The sequence below is a fragment of the Bartonella sp. B35(2025) genome (assembly GCF_053794465.1).
The window spans coordinates 158,716-181,119 of sequence record NZ_CP200035.1 but is presented as its reverse complement, the minus strand read 5'-3'; the positions used below and the strand labels follow the sequence as shown (position 1 = coordinate 181,119).

Annotated in this window: 4 protein-coding genes and 1 tRNA gene; all 5 read right to left on the bottom strand. The window is 33.6% G+C overall.

Going from position 1 to position 22,404, the window contains the following annotated elements; genetic code table 11:
• Positions 1-854: 854 nt before the first annotated feature.
• The 5 genes from V4P56_RS00685 to V4P56_RS00665 all read right to left on the bottom strand — a co-directional run bounded on the left by V4P56_RS00685 (position 855) and on the right by V4P56_RS00665 (position 21,995).
• Entirely contained in the window at positions 855-1,433 is a 579-nt protein-coding gene (locus V4P56_RS00685) for an invasion associated locus B family protein (protein ID WP_455482184.1), read from the bottom strand.
• Positions 1,430-11,623 (bottom strand): YadA-like family protein, encoded by a 10,194-nt coding sequence (locus V4P56_RS00680; RefSeq protein WP_455482619.1) that lies wholly within the window; start codon positions 11,621-11,623, stop codon positions 1,430-1,432. The genes V4P56_RS00685 and V4P56_RS00680 overlap by 4 nt, the downstream gene beginning before the upstream one ends.
• 756 nt (positions 11,624-12,379) lie before the next feature.
• On the bottom strand, positions 12,380-16,369 hold the full coding sequence (locus V4P56_RS00675; RefSeq protein ID WP_455482183.1) for a Vomp family autotransporter: 3,990 nt from the start codon (positions 16,367-16,369) through the stop codon (positions 12,380-12,382).
• A gap of 2,287 nt (positions 16,370-18,656) precedes the next feature.
• Positions 18,657-19,496, bottom strand: a complete 840-nt coding sequence (gene pyrF, locus V4P56_RS00670) for an orotidine-5'-phosphate decarboxylase (RefSeq protein ID WP_455482182.1) — start codon at positions 19,494-19,496, stop codon at positions 18,657-18,659.
• 2,409 nt (positions 19,497-21,905) lie between these two features.
• Positions 21,906-21,995: transfer RNA gene (locus tag V4P56_RS00665), tRNA-Ser, on the bottom strand.
• Positions 21,996-22,404 lie beyond the last annotated feature (409 nt).

Here is a 22,404-nt window from a genome sequence, read left to right as displayed (position 1 = left end):
TTTTTTAATTATTAAAGCTAAACATAACAATGCTGCATTAGATTAACAATATCAAGGATACATTACCTATTTTTCTGCCATAAAAATTTTTTATGGTATCATCATTAAAGCTTGAACTAATGAAAAATATTTTAGTATTAAAAAAATAAAAATTTTCCGTACTAGCACGCTTTTCTTTATAGATTTGGAACTATAGATTGACCATTTATGATTGCGTCTTTTTATGATCTGCCAATCTATCTTTGTATAACATACATTGAGTAAGCCTATGAAAAATCAATGATAAAAATATTGAGTTTACATAATGGAAAAATAGAATATTAAAGATTTTTCTTTAAAAGCTATCTTATTTCAATAAAGACAAACTTAATAATATCAAAAATTCCTTGAAATATTATTTTTTCTTATTTTCATAACGTAACAACATTATAATAGCATCTTGAGTAAGAGATTAAACTTTGATGCGACTATCATCAAAACTACTACAATACCTAAATTGACATTGGTCATGTTATCTTAAGAATTATCTAAAATTTTTCAAAAATTGAGCTATACCTCATATAAAAAAGTAAGCATTTCCAATTATTTTAATCTCAGTTAAATTGGTTATTCTCAATAGTTTCTTTACTGTTAATTGGCTATTATAACTTATTTTATAAACTCTATAAAAAATTCTATCATTAATTTTCTACTACATATAAAATAGCTAACTGTATTTTATGTTTGCAAAATATTTTCCAAGTTTAACAAATTACTTCTATATATTACTTTCAGGTTTCTCACTTATATTTAAATTCAAAAATGAAATACAATGATTTATACGATAGTAAGATTACTAAAAATTACCTATCATCCTATCTCTGTAAGGAGTAAAGTGCTTCATTAAGTCCTTTGAATGGTACAGTAAAAGAAAATATTTTTCCTCCTTTAACCTTATAGAAAATACGCACATTTTTATTCTGCTCTATTTGTTTACTTAAAATTGGCCCTACAGGTAATTGCGCTAAACAAATTGCTTGATTGCACTGTGTATAACGAATCAAAATGGGTTTCTTAACACCATCTAAAAACATTTTAATAGGAATATCTGTATCAGCTTGTGGTAATGTTCGGAAAAGCATTACTGCTTCACCATTTTGCGTAGCAACAAGAGACCAACTAAAAATAGTATTATCCTCTTGATCATGAACAGTCTGCGTTACATTACATATACCTTGTTTAAGTTTTTGTTTTTCATCGCAGATTAAAGTCCAATTATAAAATTGTGTAATAACTCGACGTATTTCACCAGGAGCTCCACCAGGAACAGATAATCGTGGTGGATGCACTGTATAAACAGTATTTTTTTCATCAGCAAAGCCTTTATCCCTACCTAAGAAGATAGAGATGAAAAGAAGCTTTATTATAATTGCACTGTTTTTTTTTATCTTCATTTTAATCTTAGACTAATTCCTGCTCCCACACCCCAGTAACCTCCAGTGCTCGTTACAGATAAGTTAGAGCGAACATTTCCATTTTCAGATGTATAACCAGCACCAAAAGCAAATGCAGATTGACTACGCCATAAACCACTACCCAATGAAATACTCAAAGATCCAGGTACATTATGATAATGTAAATTAGATACTGCCAAACCAACAGCTGCAGCCTGCCTTGCCTCTTTTCGAGTATCTTCAATGCCATAACTTAGTGCTTCAAACTTCATATCTGTATACGATTTAGCTTCATTTACAACATTATTAATCTGCGTATCTGTATACTTTTTCGCATCTTTAAGAACAAGATCCTTTTGTTTTTGAGTGTAATCGTATAATTGCCCGCCATTTATTGCTTCTTTTGAACCTGACGCGATGCTACCATCAGCAACATTATCAATCAAAACAGGCTCACTTTCATTACCACCTTTTAAAGTAATCTTATTGGTTTTCTTCCCATCTTCACCTTTATCGTAGTTAACAGCACCATACATAACTGTATTTTCAACATTCTGTACCTTTTTATCAAGAGTGTCTACTTTTTCATCAATGGTGTTTACCTTATTCTCAACTTCGGTAATCTTATTATTTGTTGCCCAAAGCTGCCCGCCAGTTACAGGTTCGTGTGAGTCTTGTTCAATTTTACCATCAGGAATCTGGATATTTCCATTTTGATCAGATCCAAAAATATTTGGAATTATATTTGTCTCAATATGACGAATACGATCATTGATAATTAATAAATTCTGATTGATACCATCAAAAGCATCAGAAACAGTATTATAATTTTCATTACCAATACCACCATTATGCTTGAATTGTATAATATGAAATTTAGGAGCAACCCATTGACCATCCGTATAGTTAGCACCACCCCCTAAATATGCTGCTAGAGTATTACCCATAGAATAGAGCTGAGCACCATTTACTGCTTCTGTTGATTTTTCTGTAATTGCTCCTGCATGTACACCAGAAAGAATCCGCGCCATGTCTTTATTGTTTGCAATACTGATACCAGTGCCTTCCTTTTCTCCACCTATTTGGATAAAATGTGTATTCTTATCTTGCTTAATAAGGTTATTATCCGAAAATTTGATAATTTCATCCTTCATCTTATTATGAATGTTCTTAACAGAATTACTCATACCTTCAAAAGCATCTACAACATTCTTATAGACTTTTTCTTCACCTACACTACCATCAGAATTAACAGTTTTAATCTTGAAACCTGGAGCAATCCATTGTCCGTTTTCATATTTAGCATCACCACCAAAATACTTAGCCAATGTATTACCTATTGAATAAAGCTGAGCGCCATTTATTACCTCAGTTGAAGTCGCTGAAAGTGTTCCAGCCTTTACTCCAGAAAGAGTTCTTGCTTCACCATCACTGTTTGCAATACTAATGTTAGTACCACCTTTCTTTCCACCTATCGTGATAAGGTGCGTTTTGTCATCTTGCTGAACAAGGCTATCACCTACAACTTTAGTGATCTCATTTTTAATCTCTTTATGAATATTTGTGACAGAACTACTTACATTAGCTAATGCATCCGCAACAGTATTATAAGTCTTCTCTTGGCCTTCATTACCATCAGCATTAATCGTTTTAATCTTGAAACTTGGAGCAGTCCACTCACCATTCTCATATTTAGCATTACCACCTAAATACTGAGCAAGCTTATTACCCATTGAATAGAGCTGATTACCCGTTATGGCTTCAGTTGATCCATTAGAAATAGACCCATCTTGAAGATACTTAATTTTACTATTTGCTTTTTCTGCTCCATGCCGTGCAACAAAAGCCTTTTCGTCTTCGCTCCACAATAGTGCATTCTGGCTAATATTTCCGGTAATCTGATTTTGCACATCTGCAATAGATTTATTAACATCTGTGAGAGATTTATCAACTCCAGTAAAAGCAGAACCAAAATCATTATATGTTTTACCATCAACTGTATAAGTCGGCGCGGTACCATCAAGTACATTCGCGCCACCACCTAAATATTTTGATGTATTTTCAGCAATCTTTTGCAAATTACCTGTTACAGTAGCCACACTATTCGTTACAGTAGTCACATTCTGATTAGTCGCAAAAAGCTGAGCACCATTTACTGCTTCAGTTGAAGTCGCTGAAAGCGTTCCAGCTTTTATTCCAGAAAGAGTCCTTGCTGCACCATCACTGTTTGCAATACTAATGTTAGTACCACCTTTCTTTCCACCTATCGTGATAAGGTGCGTTTTGTCATCTTGCTGAACAAGGCTATCACCTACAACTTTAGTGATCTCATTTTTAATCTCTTTATTGATCTCATTATGAATATTTTTAACAGAATCACTCACACCTGTAAAAGCTTCAGCAATGGTTTTATAACTCTGTTCTTCATCATTACCGTTAGCATTAACAGTTTTAAATGTGAAACTTGGAGCAGTCCACTCACCATTCTCATATTTAGCATTACCACCTAAATACTGAGCAAGCTGATTGCTCATTGAATAGAGCTGTGCACCATTAATAGCATCTGTTGAGTCTTTAGTAATATCACCAGCTTGAAGATGCGTAATTTTGCTATCACTTTCTTTACTTCCTTCTTTATGAAGAGCAGTAAAAGCCTTTTTGTCTTCGCTCCACAACAGTGCATTCTGGCTAATATTTCCGGTAATCTGATTTTGCACATCTGCAATAGATTTATTAACATCTGTGAGAGATTTATCAACTCCAGTAAAAGCAGAACCAAAATCATTATATGTTTTACCATCAACTGTATAAGTCGGCGCGGTACCATCAAGTACATTCGCGCCACCACCTAAATATTTTGATGTATTTTCAGCAATCTTTTGCAAATTACCTGTTACGGTAGCCACACTATTCGTTACAGTAGTCACATTCTGATTAGTCGCAAAAAGCTGAGCACCATTTACTGCTTCAGTTGATTCCGCTGAAAGTGTTCCAGCTTTTATTCCAGAAAGAACCCGCTCTTTCTTATCTTTATTTAAAATACTGATTTCAGTACCATCTTTTTCTGCACCAATCGTAATATATTGTGTTTCCTTATTCTGCTGAACAAGGCTATCACCTACAACTTTAGTGATCTCATTTTTAATCTCTTTATGAATATTTGTGACAGAACTACTTACATTAGCTAATGCATCCGCAACAGTATTATAAGTCTTCTCTTGGCCTTCATTACCATCAGCATTAATCGTTTTAATCTTGAAACTTGGAGCAGTCCACTCACCATTCTCATATTTAGCATTACCACCTAAATACTGAGCAAGCTTATTACCCATTGAATAGAGCTGATTACCCGTTATGGCTTCAGTTGATCCATTAGAAATAGACCCATCTTGAAGATACTTAATTTTACTATTTGCTTTTTCTGCTCCATGCCGTGCAACAAAAGCCTTTTCGTCTTCGCTCCACAATAGTGCATTCTGGCTAATATTTCCGGTAATCTGATTTTGCACATCTGTAATAGATTTATTAACATCTGTAATAGATTTATTAACATCTGTAATAGATTTATTAACCTCTGTGAGAGATTTATTAACTCCAGTAAAAGCAGAACCAAAATCATTATATGTTTTACCATCAACTGTATAAGTCGGCGCAGTACCATTAAGTACATCTGCATTACCACCTAAATATTTTGATGTATTTTCAGCAATCTTTTGCAAATTACCTGTTACAGTAGCCACACTATTCGTTACAGTAGTCACATTCTGATTAGTCGCAAAAAGCTGAGCACCATTTACTGCTTCAGTTGAAGTCGCTGAAAGCGTTCCAGCTTTTATTCCAGAAAGAGTCCTTGCTGCACCATCACTGTTTGCAATACTAATGTTAGTACCACCTTTCTTTCCACCTATCGTGATAAGGTGCGTTTTGTCATCTTGCTGAACAAGGCTATCACCTACAACTTTAGTGATCTCATTTTTAATCTCTTTATTGATCTCATTATGAATATTTTTAACAGAATCACTCACACCTGTAAAAGCTTCAGCAATGGTTTTATAACTCTGTTCTTCATCATTACCGTTAGCATTAACAGTTTTAAATGTGAAACTTGGAGCAGTCCACTCACCATTCTCATATTTAGCATTACCACCTAAATACTGAGCAAGCTGATTGCTCATTGAATAGAGCTGTGCACCATTAATAGCATCTGTTGAGTCTTTAGTAATATCACCAGCTTGAAGATGCGTAATTTTGCTATCACTTTCTTTACTTCCTTCTTTATGAAGAGCAGTAAAAGCCTTTTTGTCTTCGCTCCACAACAGTGCATTCTGGCTAATATTTCCGGTAATCTGATTTTGCACATCTGCAATAGATTTATTAACATCTGTGAGAGATTTATCAACTCCAGTAAAAGCAGAACCAAAATCATTATATGTTTTACCATCAACTGTATAAGTCGGCGCGGTACCATCAAGTACATTCGCGCCACCACCTAAATATTTTGATGTATTTTCAGCAATCTTTTGCAAATTACCTGTTACGGTAGCCACACTATTCGTTACAGTAGTCACATTCTGATTAGTCGCAAAAAGCTGAGCACCATTTACTGCTTCAGTTGATTCCGCTGAAAGTGTTCCAGCTTTTATTCCAGAAAGAACCCGCTCTTTCTTATCTTTATTTAAAATACTGATTTCAGTACCATCTTTTTCTGCACCAATCGTAATATATTGTGTTTCCTTATTCTGCTGAACAAGGCTATCACCTACAACTTTAGTGATCTCATTTTTAATCTCTTTATGAATATTTGTGACAGAACTACTTACATTAGCTAATGCATCCGCAACAGTATTATAAGTCTTCTCTTGGCCTTCATTACCATCAGCATTAATCGTTTTAATCTTGAAACTTGGAGCAGTCCACTCACCATTCTCATATTTAGCATTACCACCTAAATACTGAGCAAGCTTATTACCCATTGAATAGAGCTGATTACCCGTTATGGCTTCAGTTGATCCATTAGAAATAGACCCATCTTGAAGATACTTAATTTTACTATTTGCTTTTTCTGCTCCATGCCGTGCAACAAAAGCCTTTTCGTCTTCGCTCCACAATAGTGCATTCTGGCTAATATTTCCGGTAATCTGATTTTGCACATCTGTAATAGATTTATTAACATCTGTAATAGATTTATTAACCTCTGTGAGAGATTTATTAACTCCAGTAAAAGCAGAACCAAAATCATTATATGTTTTACCATCAACTGTATAAGTCGGCGCAGTACCATTAAGTACATCTGCATTACCACCTAAATATTTTGATGTATTTTCAGCAATCTTTTGCAAATTACCTGTTACAGTAGCCACACTATTCGTTACAGTAGTCACATTCTGATTAGTCGCAAAAAGCTGAGCACCATTTACTGCTTCAGTTGAAGTCGCTGAAAGCGTTCCAGCTTTTATTCCAGAAAGAGTCCTTGCTGCACCATCACTGTTTGCAATACTAATGTTAGTACCACCTTTCTTTCCACCTATCGTGATAAGGTGCGTTTTGTCATCTTGCTGAACAAGGCTATCACCTACAACTTTAGTGATCTCATTTTTAATCTCTTTATTGATCTCATTATGAATATTTTTAACAGAATCACTCACACCTGTAAAAGCTTCAGCAATGGTTTTATAACTCTGTTCTTCATCATTACCGTTAGCATTAACAGTTTTAAATGTGAAACTTGGAGCAGTCCACTCACCATTCTCATATTTAGCATTACCACCTAAATACTGAGCAAGCTGATTGCTCATTGAATAGAGCTGTGCACCATTAATAGCATCTGTTGAGTCTTTAGTAATATCACCAGCTTGAAGATGCGTAATTTTGCTATCACTTTCTTTACTTCCTTCTTTATGAAGAGCAGTAAAAGCCTTTTTGTCTTCGCTCCACAACAGTGCATTCTGGCTAATATTTCCGGTAATCTGATTTTGCACATCTGCAATAGATTTATTAACATCTGTGAGAGATTTATCAACTCCAGTAAAAGCAGAACCAAAATCATTATATGTTTTACCATCAACTGTATAAGTCGGCGCGGTACCATCAAGTACATTCGCGCCACCACCTAAATATTTTGATGTATTTTCAGCAATCTTTTGCAAATTACCTGTTACGGTAGCCACACTATTCGTTACAGTAGTCACATTCTGATTAGTCGCAAAAAGCTGAGCACCATTTACTGCTTCAGTTGATTCCGCTGAAAGTGTTCCAGCTTTTATTCCAGAAAGAACCCGCTCTTTCTTATCTTTATTTAAAATACTGATTTCAGTACCATCTTTTTCTGCACCAATCGTAATATATTGTGTTTCCTTATTCTGCTGAACAAGGCTATCACCTACAACTTTAGTGATCTCATTTTTAATCTCTTTATGAATATTTGTGACAGAACTACTTACATTAGCTAATGCATCCGCAACAGTATTATAAGTCTTCTCTTGGCCTTCATTACCATCAGCATTAATCGTTTTAATCTTGAAACTTGGAGCAGTCCACTCACCATTCTCATATTTAGCATTACCACCTAAATACTGAGCAAGCTTATTACCCATTGAATAGAGCTGATTACCCGTTATGGCTTCAGTTGATCCATTAGAAATAGACCCATCTTGAAGATACTTAATTTTACTATTTGCTTTTTCTGCTCCATGCCGTGCAACAAAAGCCTTTTCGTCTTCGCTCCACAATAGTGCATTCTGGCTAATATTTCCGGTAATCTGATTTTGCACATCTGTAATAGATTTATTAACATCTGTAATAGATTTATTAACCTCTGTGAGAGATTTATTAACTCCAGTAAAAGCAGAACCAAAATCATTATATGTTTTACCATCAACTGTATAAGTCGGCGCAGTACCATTAAGTACATCTGCATTACCACCTAAATATTTTGATGTATTTTCAGCAATCTTTTGCAAATCGCTTGTTACAGTAGTCACATTCTGATTGGTTGCAAAAAGCTGAGCACCATTTACTGCTTCAGTTGATTCCGCTGAAAGTGTTCCAGCTTTTATTCCAGAAAGAGTCCTTGCTGCACCATCACTGTTTGCAATACTAATGTTAGTACCACCTTTCTTTCCACCTATCGTGATAAGGTGCGTTTTGTCATCTTGCTGAACAAGGCTATCACCTACAACTTTAGTGATCTCATTTTTAATCTCTTTATTGATCTCATTATGAATATTTTTAACAGAATCACTCACACCTGTAAAAGCTTCAGCAATGGTTTTATAACTCTGTTCTTCATCATTACCGTTAGCATTAACAGTTTTAAATGTGAAACTTGGAGCAGTCCACTCACCATTCTCATATTTAGCATTACCACCTAAATACTGAGCAAGCTGATTGCTCATTGAATAGAGCTGTGCACCATTAATAGCATCTGTTGAGTCTTTAGTAATATCACCAGCTTGAAGATGCGTAATTTTGCTATCACTTTCTTTACTTCCTTCTTTATGAAGAGCAGTAAAAGCCTTTTTGTCTTCGCTCCACAACAGTGCATTCTGGCTAATATTTCCGGTAATCTGATTTTGCACATCTGCAATAGATTTATTAACATCTGTGAGAGATTTATCAACTCCAGTAAAAGCAGAACCAAAATCATTATATGTTTTACCATCAACTGTATAAGTCGGCGCGGTACCATCAAGTACATTCGCGCCACCACCTAAATATTTTGATGTATTTTCAGCAATCTTTTGCAAATTACCTGTTACGGTAGCCACACTATTCGTTACAGTAGTCACATTCTGATTAGTCGCAAAAAGCTGAGCACCATTTACTGCTTCAGTTGATTCCGCTGAAAGTGTTCCAGCTTTTATTCCAGAAAGAACCCGCTCTTTCTTATCTTTATTTAAAATACTGATTTCAGTACCATCTTTTTCTGCACCAATCGTAATATATTGTGTTTCCTTATTCTGCTGAACAAGGCTATCACCTACAACTTTAGTGATCTCATTTTTAATCTCTTTATGAATATTTGTGACAGAACTACTTACATTAGCTAATGCATCCGCAACAGTATTATAAGTCTTCTCTTGGCCTTCATTACCATCAGCATTAATCGTTTTAATCTTGAAACTTGGAGCAGTCCACTCACCATTCTCATATTTAGCATTACCACCTAAATACTGAGCAAGCTTATTACCCATTGAATAGAGCTGATTACCCGTTATGGCTTCAGTTGATCCATTAGAAATAGACCCATCTTGAAGATACTTAATTTTACTATTTGCTTTTTCTGCTCCATGCCGTGCAACAAAAGCCTTTTCGTCTTCGCTCCACAATAGTGCATTCTGGCTAATATTTCCGGTAATCTGATTTTGCACATCTGTAATAGATTTATTAACATCTGTAATAGATTTATTAACATCTGTAATAGATTTATTAACCTCTGTGAGAGATTTATTAACTCCAGTAAAAGCAGAACCAAAATCATTATATGTTTTACCATCAACTGTATAAGTCGGCGCAGTACCATTAAGTACATCTGCATTACCACCTAAATATTTTGATGTATTTTCAGCAATCTTTTGCAAATCGCTTGTTACAGTAGTCACATTCTGATTGGTTGCAAAAAGCTGAGCACCATTTACTGCATCTCGTGAATTTTCTCCAATTGTACCATCAGCGACATTAACAATCTTACTAGCCATACCATCATAAATAGCGTTATAAGCTTTTTTAGTTTTATCCCAATTTAAACCATAAGATGAAATATTTTTTTCGACATTTATAATGCGATCGCTTAGCTTCGATATACCACTATCAATACCTTTAAAAGCGGAAGCAACATTGTTATAGATCGTTTTAACAGCAGTGCCATCAGCATTGAATTCATGAGTTACCTCAAATCTAGGAGCTACCCATTGTCCATTATTATATTCAGCACTACTATCTAAATACGTAGCAAACTGATTACCCATGATATAAAGTTGCTGACCACTCACTGCTTCCATTGAATCAGCAGAAAGTAAACCGTTCTTAACTCCCTTTATCTCCTTACCACCAGCATTAATTCCCTTAAATTCTACACTCGGACCACTTGTAATCACTAAACCATCGTTAGTTAAACTACTTCTTCCCGCTGTTACACTCTGAACTTTTATATTATTAGATAAATCAAATATTATACTAGTTCTATCTGAACCTTTTGTAATCTTAAGGTTTTGATTTGAACTCGCTAAAAATCTTAAGACATCATCTTTCTCAAACTCTAGAGAAGTCGCACCAGTTTCACTACCAATAGACAACCTCCAACCTTTTTTTGCATATTCTCTTAATGCTTTTAGCTGTGCAACATTTACTGCATCGGTATCTTCACTACCGGCTGCCACTGCAGTAATTTGCCGTGTTTTTTGTTTATCAACATCACCTACACTGGCTGCACTTAATGTGCTTTTCCACACATAATTATTTTTTTCTGTTAAAGCACCTTTTCCAGGATGATATCCGTTTTTACCAGCATGAGTATTAGCTAAAGAATGAGAACCTATAGCTACACTATTGTCATGTTGTGCTTTTGAACGGTAACCAAAAGCAACACTCTCTCCACCTATTGACGCTGCAAGCCCACCAAAAGCAACTGAAGAATCTCCCTTTGCTTCCGATCCAATACCAAAAGCAATACTTGCCTTACCCCTTGCAAGCGCAGAAACACCAAAAGCTTGCGCCCCCCCAGCTTTTGCGGTTGCTCCTGCACCAAACGCAGTTGAATAATTACCCGATGCATAAGCCCCACAACCAGTCACAAAAGAATAGATACCATAAGCTCTGGGTAAAATATTCATTCCACCACCAGTCGACCCTCCCATATAACCACCATTCTCACTTGTCTGTCCATTACCAGTCCAAACAGCCCGTTTATCCATAATACCATAAGGACTATATTGAGAGAATTTTTTTGTAGTAATAAATCTATTATATTGCTCTTCTGCACTTATTTTTTGATCTCTATTCTGTATAGATAAATCGCCACGGTCTGAAACATAATCTACACCACAATAATCATCATCACCAGACAAAACAATACTTCCATGGCTACCATAGTCATAAGCTACACCAGGACTATTTGTACTTCTGCGGCTTTCTCCTGTTATAGCAAGATTTGAAGCAAAAATAGGCGAAACACTCGATAAAAGCATAGCCATTACTGTCCCAAATGAAATAGTTTTATTCAAATTTTGCTTATAAGAGAAATGATAATTCTTCAGCTTATTTTCTTTTAAATTAGAATATACTCTTTTCATAATAAGATTCCCCTCATAAAAACATATTTAAGACATTAAAAAAACATAATTTAACTCTAAAGTACCGTTATTCAGTTTTGTCACAGTATTTGTTATTAAAACTTTGCATCATTGAACTGTGCATTTCCAAATTAATGCGCTAGAAAAATTGGTTATTAGAAACATAAAAAAGGCATATTTTATAAGAGAACGTATGAAAAAGAGGTATTTGCTAATTTTTATGTATTAATAGAAAAATGAATTATATGATTTAGATAAAAAATAGAGATGAGATTTGGATTTACCAGAGAAGGGGAGTGTTTTTTGATGCAGCAGATCTCATATATCATGGATTTTCTCTGTGTTTAGTTCTAGAGAAGGGATTTTTCTCTGTTGAAATGTGTCTAAATTGTGGTCATTTCCTTTACGTATAAGATATTAAATGAAATAGCAAGAAGAAAATGATAGCATTTTAGCTATCTTCATGAAGAATATTTATAGAAATTGGAGAGATTTTCTTATAAAGTCTACTGTAAATTATGCTTTTTATGGAGATTTTAGTTTAAATTATATTATTGGAATAATTTGTTATTCTTATATTTCACAGAATAAAACTTCCGCTTTTGTTCTGTTTTAACACAAAAGCGGAAGCTTTAATAAAGATATGATATTTTCTTATTAATTCAATGTCAGATTAAATCCCGCACCTATACCCCAATGTCCTCCTGAGCCAGTAATAGACAAATTAGAACGAACATTTCCACTTTCAGATGTATAACCAGCACCAAAAGCAAGTGCAGACTGGCTACGCCATATACCACTACCCAATGCAATACTTAATTTCCCAGGTGTGTCATTGTAACGTAAATTAGATACTGCCAATCCAATAGCAGCAGCTTGTTTTGCTTCTTTCTGTACATTTTCTATACTATAATTTAAAGTGTTAAACTTCATATCTGTATATCTTTTAGACTGGTCAACAGCATCATCTATAGCATCAACAACGATATTTTTTACCCGTTGATCCGTATAATGCTTTGAATTATCAAGAATAATTTGCATTTGTTGCGCAGTATAATCATGCAACTGTCCACCATTTACGGCTTCTTTCGAACCTGACGCGATACTACCGTTAGCAACATTATCAATCAAAACAGGCTCACTTTCATCACCACCCTTTAGAGTGATTTTATTGGTTTTTCTGCCATTTACATCTTTATCGTAGGAAACAACCCCATCAACAAGATTGATGTACTGATTCTCGATATTATCAACTTTGTTTTCAATATTGGTAATTTGAGCTCCAACATCAGCAATTGTATTTGAAATATTGTCAACTCTTTTTTCAATATTATTAACCTGCTTTTCAACATTTGTAACACGCTCATTCGTTTCCCAAAGCTGTCCACCATTCACTGCATCGGTGGAATCCTGTTGAATTTTACCATTAGCCACGTTAGTAATCTTACTCATTCTACCATTATGACTAGCATCATAAGCTCCTTTGTTATTATTCCAACGTAAAACATCCGCATCCACTTTATCTTTTATTTCAGCAATACGATTATTTACATTCAATATACTATTGTTGACACCACCAAATGCTTCAGCAACATTGGAATAATCTCTCTTATCACCAGATGTACCATTAGGATTAATCTGTACAATCTGGAAATTAGGATTTGTCCATTGCCCCCCATTATAGTTAGCACCACCACCAAAATACTTAGCAATCTGATCACCCATACGATAAAGTTGATTACCTGTAATAGCATCAGTGGAATTGAGAGCAATTCTACCATCTTTTACATTATGAAGAGCGACTGGTACTTGCGCTTTAGAACCACCTAAAGTTATACTCTCATAATTAACACGACCGTCTGGTTTTTTATCGTAAAGAACTGCAAAAGTACTTCCTTCCTTAATAACCTCAATACTATTATTGATATTCGTAATATGACCATCAAGTTGTTTTTTATTAACAGCCTCATCATCTTCTGTTGCAGCTTTCACGCCAGAAATTGTACGAGCCTCACCCGATTTATTGGCTATCTTAATTGTAGTACCACCTGTTTCTTTACCAATAGTTATATCACTACTCTCCCCTCCTTCCTGCTTAACAAGAACATTATTTGTTATGGTATTTTTGAATGCATTCAGCTGTGCAACATTTACTGCATCAGTATCTCTTTCCCCTTCTGCCACTCCTGTAAGCTGTTTACCTCCAGCATGAATACCACCAGTTGTCATCCTCGGACCACCAGTAATTATAAAACCATTACTACCCATATTGCTTGATCCTGTTATCACACGATCAACTTGAATAAGCTGAGCTAAATCAAATGTAACATCATTATTACCATTTTTTACAATTTCAATATTGCTGTGATTGTAATTATCAACTGATGCTAAATTTACTATACCATTCGGACCGATGGTCATAGCATCTGTACCATTAATCCTGAGCTGCCACTCACTTGTTGCCGCATCTTCTGCAATTACATCTCTCATAGCATTCAGCTGTGCAACATTTACTGCATCAGTATCTCTTTTCCCTTCTGCCACTCCTGTAAGCTGTTTACCTCCAGCATGAATACCACCAGTTGTCATACTCGGACCATTAGTAATTATAAAACCATTACTACTCATATTGCTTGATCCTGTTATCACACGATCAACTTTAATAAGCCGAGCTAAATCAAATGTAACATCATTATCACTATCTTTTACAATTTCAATATTACTATGATTGTCCTTATTAGCTGATGTCAAATTTACTATACCATCCGGACCGATGGTCATAGCATCTGCACCATTAATCTTGAGCTGCCACTCACTTGTTGCCACATCTTCTGCAATTACATCTCTCATAGCTTTCAGCTGTGCAACATTTACTGCATCAGTATCTTTTTTCCCTTCTGCCACTCCTGTAAGCTGTTTACCTCCAGCATGAATACCACCAGTTGTCATACTCGGACCACCAGTAATTATAAAACCATTACTACCCATATTGCTTGATCCTGTTATCACACGATCAACTTTAATAAGCTGAGCTAAATCAAATGTAACATCATTATCACTATCTTTTACAATTTCAATATTGCTGTGATTGTCCTTATTGGCTGATGTCAAATTTACTATACCATTCGGACCGATGGTCATAGCATCTGTACCATTAATCTTGAGCTGCCACTCACTTGTTGCCGCATTTCCTACAATTACATCTCTCATAGCATTCAGCTGTGCAACATTTACTGCATCAGTATCTCTTTCCCCTTCTGCCACTCCTGTAAGCTGTTTACCTCCAGCATGAATACCACCAGTTGTCATCCTCGGACCACCAGTAATTATAAAACCATTACTACCCATATTGCTTGATCCTGTTATCACACGATCAACTTGAATAAGCTGAGCTAAATCAAATGTAACATCATTATTACCATTTTTTACAATTTCAATATTTCTGTGATTGCCATTATCAACTGATGCTAAATTTACTATACCGTTCGGACCGATGGTCATAGCATCTGTACCATTAATCTTGAGCTGCCACTCACTTGTTGCCGCATCTCCTGCAATTACATCTCTCATAGCTTTCAGCTGTGCAACATTTACCGCATCGGTATCTTCCTTCCCGGCTGCCACCCCTGTAATCTGTCGTGTTACCCTAAGTGTAGTATCACCAACACTAAAAGCACCTGAAGTGCTTTTCCATGCGATATTTTCATTTTTTGTTACACCGCCCGTTATAGGATCATAACCAAAAATATGACGGTCAATACGAGAGATAGACCCCCCACCCACAGCAACACCATCATTCACAAGTACCTGTGCATTCGCACCAATTGCGACTGAATGGTGCTTCTCAGCATAGGTATGGAAACCTATAGCAATTGCATTTTCAGCTTTCGCTATAACTTGCCTTGTTTGCCCACTCTCTTCCACAGGCTTACTGCTACCTATTGCAATAGCACCTGCTGCTTGAGCTAGAGCATTTGAACCTATAGCAATTGTGTAATCTTTAGTTGCCTCTGTAAGCCCCCCGATAGCAACTGCAGACTTCCCTGATGCTTCTGACCCAACACCCATAGCAATACTTACTATCCCACTCGCAAGTGCAGAAACACCAAGAGCTTGCGCCCCCCCAGCCTTTGTGGTTGCTCCTGCACCAAATGCTGTTGAATAATTACCTGATGCATAAGCCCCACAACCAGTCACAAAAGAATAAATACCATAAGCTTCAGGTAGAACATTCGTTGCACCACCAGTAGTCTGCACCCCCATATAACCACTATCTTGACTCGTTGCACCATCAGCAATCCACTCTGCTTTCTGCGTCATCGTACCATAAGGATGACGATCATTAAAAGCTTGATCATTAATAAATCTATCATATTGTACTTTTGCAGTTATTTTAGCGGCTGTATTTGATAAACCGCCACGACCAATAACGTGATCTACACCACAATAATCATCATCACCAGCAAAAACAATACTTCCATGACTTCCCTTAGGATAAACTACATTAGTACCACTAGAATTTTGGACATTTGCTCCTGTTATAGCAAGATTTGCAGAAAAAATAGGAGATGTACTCGATAAAAATATAGCCATTGCTGTTCCAAATGAAATGGCTTTAGACAAATTTTGTGTTGAATATAATTTCATAAGAACCTCCTCCAATAGAGTTCAACATTATCAAAGTGCGCAAAAACCCTCACAGCAAAACCTCACGTTCGCGCATTCCAAAAAAACCAAAAATAAAGATAAAACTCACCCCTCGCTGATACTGATATTTACTATAGTATCACCTTAAAATCCCTGAAAATATTGAATTTAGAAAAGGCCCCAACCCTTTTAGCTAAAGGAATTTAAGCTAAAAAATACACTACTTTTAAAATATTACACAACCCTCATTCAAAAACACAGCTATTCATCACCCTAACAAAATAACTCTCATTAAAGAGTAATTTCCTCCTTCAGATAAAGCGCAGCAACAGAATGGCAAGAGTATAAAAATAATTTTTTATTAATTTATAAAAATACATCCCAAGAAACATACAAATATATTTTAAAATAAGTGATATACTACAGCATATTTCCATGAAATTCATAGACACCACTCAAAACTCCGTATTGCTGATCCACCCTTTTCCATCGAACTAATTCTCAAGATTATTTTAAAAAAATAAGAGTATATGTGAAAGGATTGTTATTTTTGAAATAGCAATCAATATAATTCAGAAAAGAAAATACAAATTCTCTTCACAGATAATTTACCCAGTTTTAGGGTATTAGATACGCTCATATTTTTTATTTTGAATCAAACAATTTATATGTATTATAAAGACAAATATTCTTATTCATATAGGAAATGAAAATACATTCACCCCGCCCACCTAAGAAATGCTATGCAGAATACATTTTACAAAATACATTCGTGATGCCCAGAGAAAAAATATTCAATTACAGCACTAAAATAGTTTCACAACAAATTATTCAAATTACACAAGAAATTATCAATTTTCCTTAAGTTACACCAATTTTACTCTCTTTATTTTTGATAAAAATAATACTTTTTAAAAATGAAAATATTGTTTTTTGCTAACAAGAAAGATTTTACCGGAGCCATTCTATTTTTATGTATCAGATCAAACAAAAAATTACTTTGATTAATCAAAATAAAGGAGCTCTTTAGCTTCACGCTAATATAACTATCAGATATCACAAAAAAAATATAAAATAGCATTAATTAATCACCTCCCTTGCTAAAGACGATAATTAGCTGTTACGTGCATTCAAAATACTGCAGGAATGAAGATGCTAATAAAAATATTTTGTACTTTATTAAACATGATTGTCACAACCTATTATCGCTTTAAAAGATAGTAAAAAAGTACACTTAATAATTGCAATTTTCTCACTAAAACATGTACAAATAGTGTTTTATCTATCTATATCTTTTTAGTTTTTACCTTTTTACCATAGGTATGAATACTCAGAACAATCATAAAGCCCAATAAACTAAAGAGAAGATTAGCATATTTTTATCAACTTAAGCGTACCTTATAACAAAGGATACAAAACACCAACAAGCAGGATCACTTCTTGGCAACGATCTCACCAATTTAATAAATTAATAAAAAGTAAAGGTACACGTTACCTTAATGAATAATAATATTAATCAAGGTATTACATACTAAAATAGCCAATTTGATTACTTCTATATGTTGAATCAAATTAGCCTTTTGAACCTTATAAATCTAATAATACAAAATTGTCTTCTAAAATTGGAAGAAATTATGATATTGCTGATTTAAATACAAAATAAGCTAATCATTTTCTTGAAACGGCACAAAAACTATCTAATAGAGCAGTATTTTAGCTTTTATGTAAATAAAAATGATATACTAGATTCTGTAATACCATACCAGATTTTCATAACCCCAACTGAAATAATAGAAATTAATTTTATGTAAACCTTACTCTTCATTTAGAATGATATTTGATAATAAATCATTTTGAAAAATTAATGAGATAAATTAAAGTTAACAATAGTTTATTATTCATGAAAACCCAAACTCAGCTAATTGGATCTTAATTCCATGACTGTATATGATCCAACTTTATTATATAATCACATACAAAAAGCTATGCTTATTCATATATCTCTAATCTGATAAAACACTTTGTCTTACTAAAATCTAAAATTATCAGAATACTCAAATCTGATATGAGTACATAATTTTTAAAAATAAACGCAAAACTAAGTACCATATCTTACTTGTTAGCGTTAGTGGTGAAAACAAGAGGCATTTTTTATTTGTCACAGTATACTATCTAAGCAAGAGGAAATAATTGAATTTAAAAAACCCAAAACTATCCTTCACTATCTAGAATTTCATGAAATCTGAAAAGACTATAGAAAATTTTAAAAACTAAGATATAACAATTACTAATTTAATAAATTCATCGACATGGATTTATATTTGCTTAAAACAGATAATATTTTATCTTTATCATTTCCCAGGGATGATAATGCTCGAGAAATTGTTGGAATAATATTTTTTGTCACAGAGCGAGCGTATAAATCCTCCATCGTAGCACCCTGACTACCAATACCTGGACTAAGCAACAATGCACTGCTAAGTGTCTCATAAAAATCATCAGACAAATTCGCCTGTGTTGCACCAACCACAGCACCGCAAGGTTTAACCTCAGGATAAAGTTCTGTATTAATTTTTTTTATATCATTCGCTAAATATTGGTATAAAGTTATATTATTAACAAGAGCGTTTTGTAAATATCTTCCCTCTGGATTTGAGGAAGCTGTTACAACAAAAACATAAGCGCCATTTTTTGCGGCTTCATCTATCAAGGGCAAAAGAGTATCAAATCCCAAAAAAGGAGTTACTGTTATTGCATCCACCCTTAACTTACTTTTCATACTAAAATATGCTTGAGCATATCCATACATTGTCGTACTTATATCACTGCGCTTAGCATCTAAGAGAATTAAAATATTATTATTGCGACAGATATTGATAACTTTTTCCAGTACTTTAAATCCTTCAGCTCCAAATCTTTCAAAAAAAGCAAGTTGAGGTTTTATGATAGCTAATTTTCCAACTAAAATATTAAGATACTCAATGCAATATTTTTCCAAAGCATCTAAATTATCATAACCACACCATGCTTCTAGAGCTTCAGATGTAGGATCTAAACCAACACATAAAGGGGAATATACCGCAGATAGTTTTTTAAATTTATCAAAAAATGGTATATTTTTACTCATAGTCAAAACAAGCCTTATCTATATGATATCACATTTGATTATAGATTCAAGAAACAGAGACAATTCTATCAATTACAATAAATTACTTATTCATTTTTGACAAAAGATGATACATTTTATCGACTTTTTTAATAAAAAATATTTTTTCTTTGTATTTTTAAATTGAATTATTCCTTTTCTGCAACCATTCTATAATAGCAATGAACAGTAAATAAAAGTGGAATATAGTATTAGGCCTTAGAATAAATTGATTTAGTTTCGACACACTTTTCAATAAACTTTTCCCTGAACATAGAAATAAGTGAGACTAAAATAAACATATCAATAACTGATTAATAAATTTTGCGACAACCTTAAAGAAGGTTTGATAATTTTAGACGTATATTTTCATCTATCTTCTGCAGCTAAGAATACTAAAATAATGAATCAATTTTTGTTTTTCATTATCTAAATAAATTCTATCTCTGATTTATTTCTATACTAATTTCTGGATTAAAAAATTTATATTATATGTTTCCCCTGTGCATAATAGCGAAAGGTCCCTTTTGTTTGAGTTGTCTTTTCACCCCCATTGAACCCACACAGAGCAATAAACAAATAGAATATTTCTTTAAAAACCCTATAAAATCATAAATATCTTTTTTAAGATACATTTGATCTGTTACACGATGTATAATTTAAGTAATTTTATGTTTCAAATCTCTTTGTTCAAATATAATATATTTTTTTAAGATTTATCTTTAGATACCAAAAACAACATCAAGGATCTCAAATTCTTTCAATGTAAGAACCTGAATTTTTTGTAAATTATTTATAACTAAAATGGTAATTTTAGTCTTAAATTAATTTAAGATTACTAAGACCATAAAATGTTTTTTACAATCATATTCCAATTCCATATTTTTAAAAACTTCCGCAAAGATTAAGCCTTTTTATTTAATGATAAAAATAGAATCCACTTTATCAAAAATACCTATCCCTACTACTCCGCTTGTAAAGGTAAATAAAAATTTATTTCTAACTGATTTTTATGAATAGGATTAAACACTTCATCTAATGGCCACTTAACAATCATATTGTAAATCTCCAAATATCTTATTTATTAGATATGCTGAATCTATTCTTATGAAATAAGTATTTAAATATACCACGGTAATATTGTCTATTACATTATCTCAACTAATAACTTTAAATATATGAAGATAAAAATTGCCTATGTTATTTTAAATTTTACAACGATTAAAAATTACTAATTTAATCTCTTCAAAAGAATCTTCGATAAGTAAATTCTAAAATTGATAAGTATAAAAAATATATCTGATATCCTTCCCATACCAAACTGATAGCCTTTTAATGATGCTATCATAGCAAATGATCTTGTTTTTTCAGATCCCCTTCTTCCCCAAACTGTATATATCACCATCTTTCCTGCAAAAATTGGAACAAACTTTTGTATAGTATTAACCTATCTGATTATCATCCACTGTAGTAATTATTTATAAAGAACATACAAAAAAAATAATAATAAATTTATTAATTATTAATATTTATAACTTTTTTTACATTTATGTACGATTTTTTATAAACTGATAATTTTTATTGTTTTTGTGTTAACAATGGCATAGGCATTGAACGTCATTTTTAATATACCTCCTATTGTGAATAGCAGTAGGAAGTTTAAAAAAATTAAAATATTTTCCTTGTTAAATTTCCCCCAAAAATAAAAAAAGAAACGATTTCAACACGCCCTACCATCCTCTCCTGTCTCTTATAGAAATAAAATCTTACTACACAGTAATAAATAATTCTCTGGGCATTTGAACACCTGTTTTTCAAAATATGAAATCAAATTTATTGTTATGAATTAGTTCAAGAATGATTGGAGCCTAAGAATCTAAAGATGAAGAATCAGAACCTTAGCGAATTTATATCCTAATGGACATTGTAGCAATTCTAACCACAATAAGTGATAACATCTATTGGCAGAATCAAAATATCATTGGTAGAATTAAAAAATAAAAGCAGAAATTAGCCAACAAGCTTAAACAAATATTTAGCTTTTCGAAAGATCCGGTACCTTGGAATGAGGGTGAAAAAACATACAAAACAAGGTTCGTTATAAAAGCCACCGATAATATGCTGCGTCAACTCACTGGTTGACAATAATAGGCATAGACTTGTGCAAACTGGTCAATTGCTAAACCATTGATTTCCCGTGAATAAAAGCTCCGTACTTCGCTTTTCCAAGTACAGTGTTTTTCAGGAAAGGAACATATATAGGAGAAAAAATAGAGAAAAACGCCGCATTTTTAAGAAAAGTCAGTTAATTGAAAATAGCAAAAAAGCCTGCAATACTTGGGCTGTAGCGGGCAAGCAATTTTTCAAATAGGAAAGTTCGAAAAATGTTAATGGCGGAGAGAGAGGGATTCGAACCCTCGATATGGTTTCCCATATACACGCGTTCCAGGCGTGCGCCTTCAACCACTCGGCCACCTCTCCAGAAGAATCGCAATATACCCAGAAAGAAATAACGTGCAAGCTTAAACTGCATACCTAAAATTCAAAAATAACTTTGTTTACTAAAGTAAGGTATAGTATTCACTAAACAATACCGTATCCTCCGTTTCAAGAAGCAACTTTTTCCGTGGATAAACACCAAAAATACAATAACTAAATCGTCAGAAAATTAACAATTTTAATTCGTCCACACGATTCCTCATTAATAAACAAAATGAGCTTAAAATCGATATGCTCCCCACACTTCAAGAATCACCTGATCAAATATTGTCACTAGCCTATCAAAACTAATTTTATCCAACAAAATAATCAGTCAGTTAACTGTTATATTAATGTCTTTTTTCCCAATCTTAGAACATACTTCACAAAGATAATAAACCCCATCCCAACA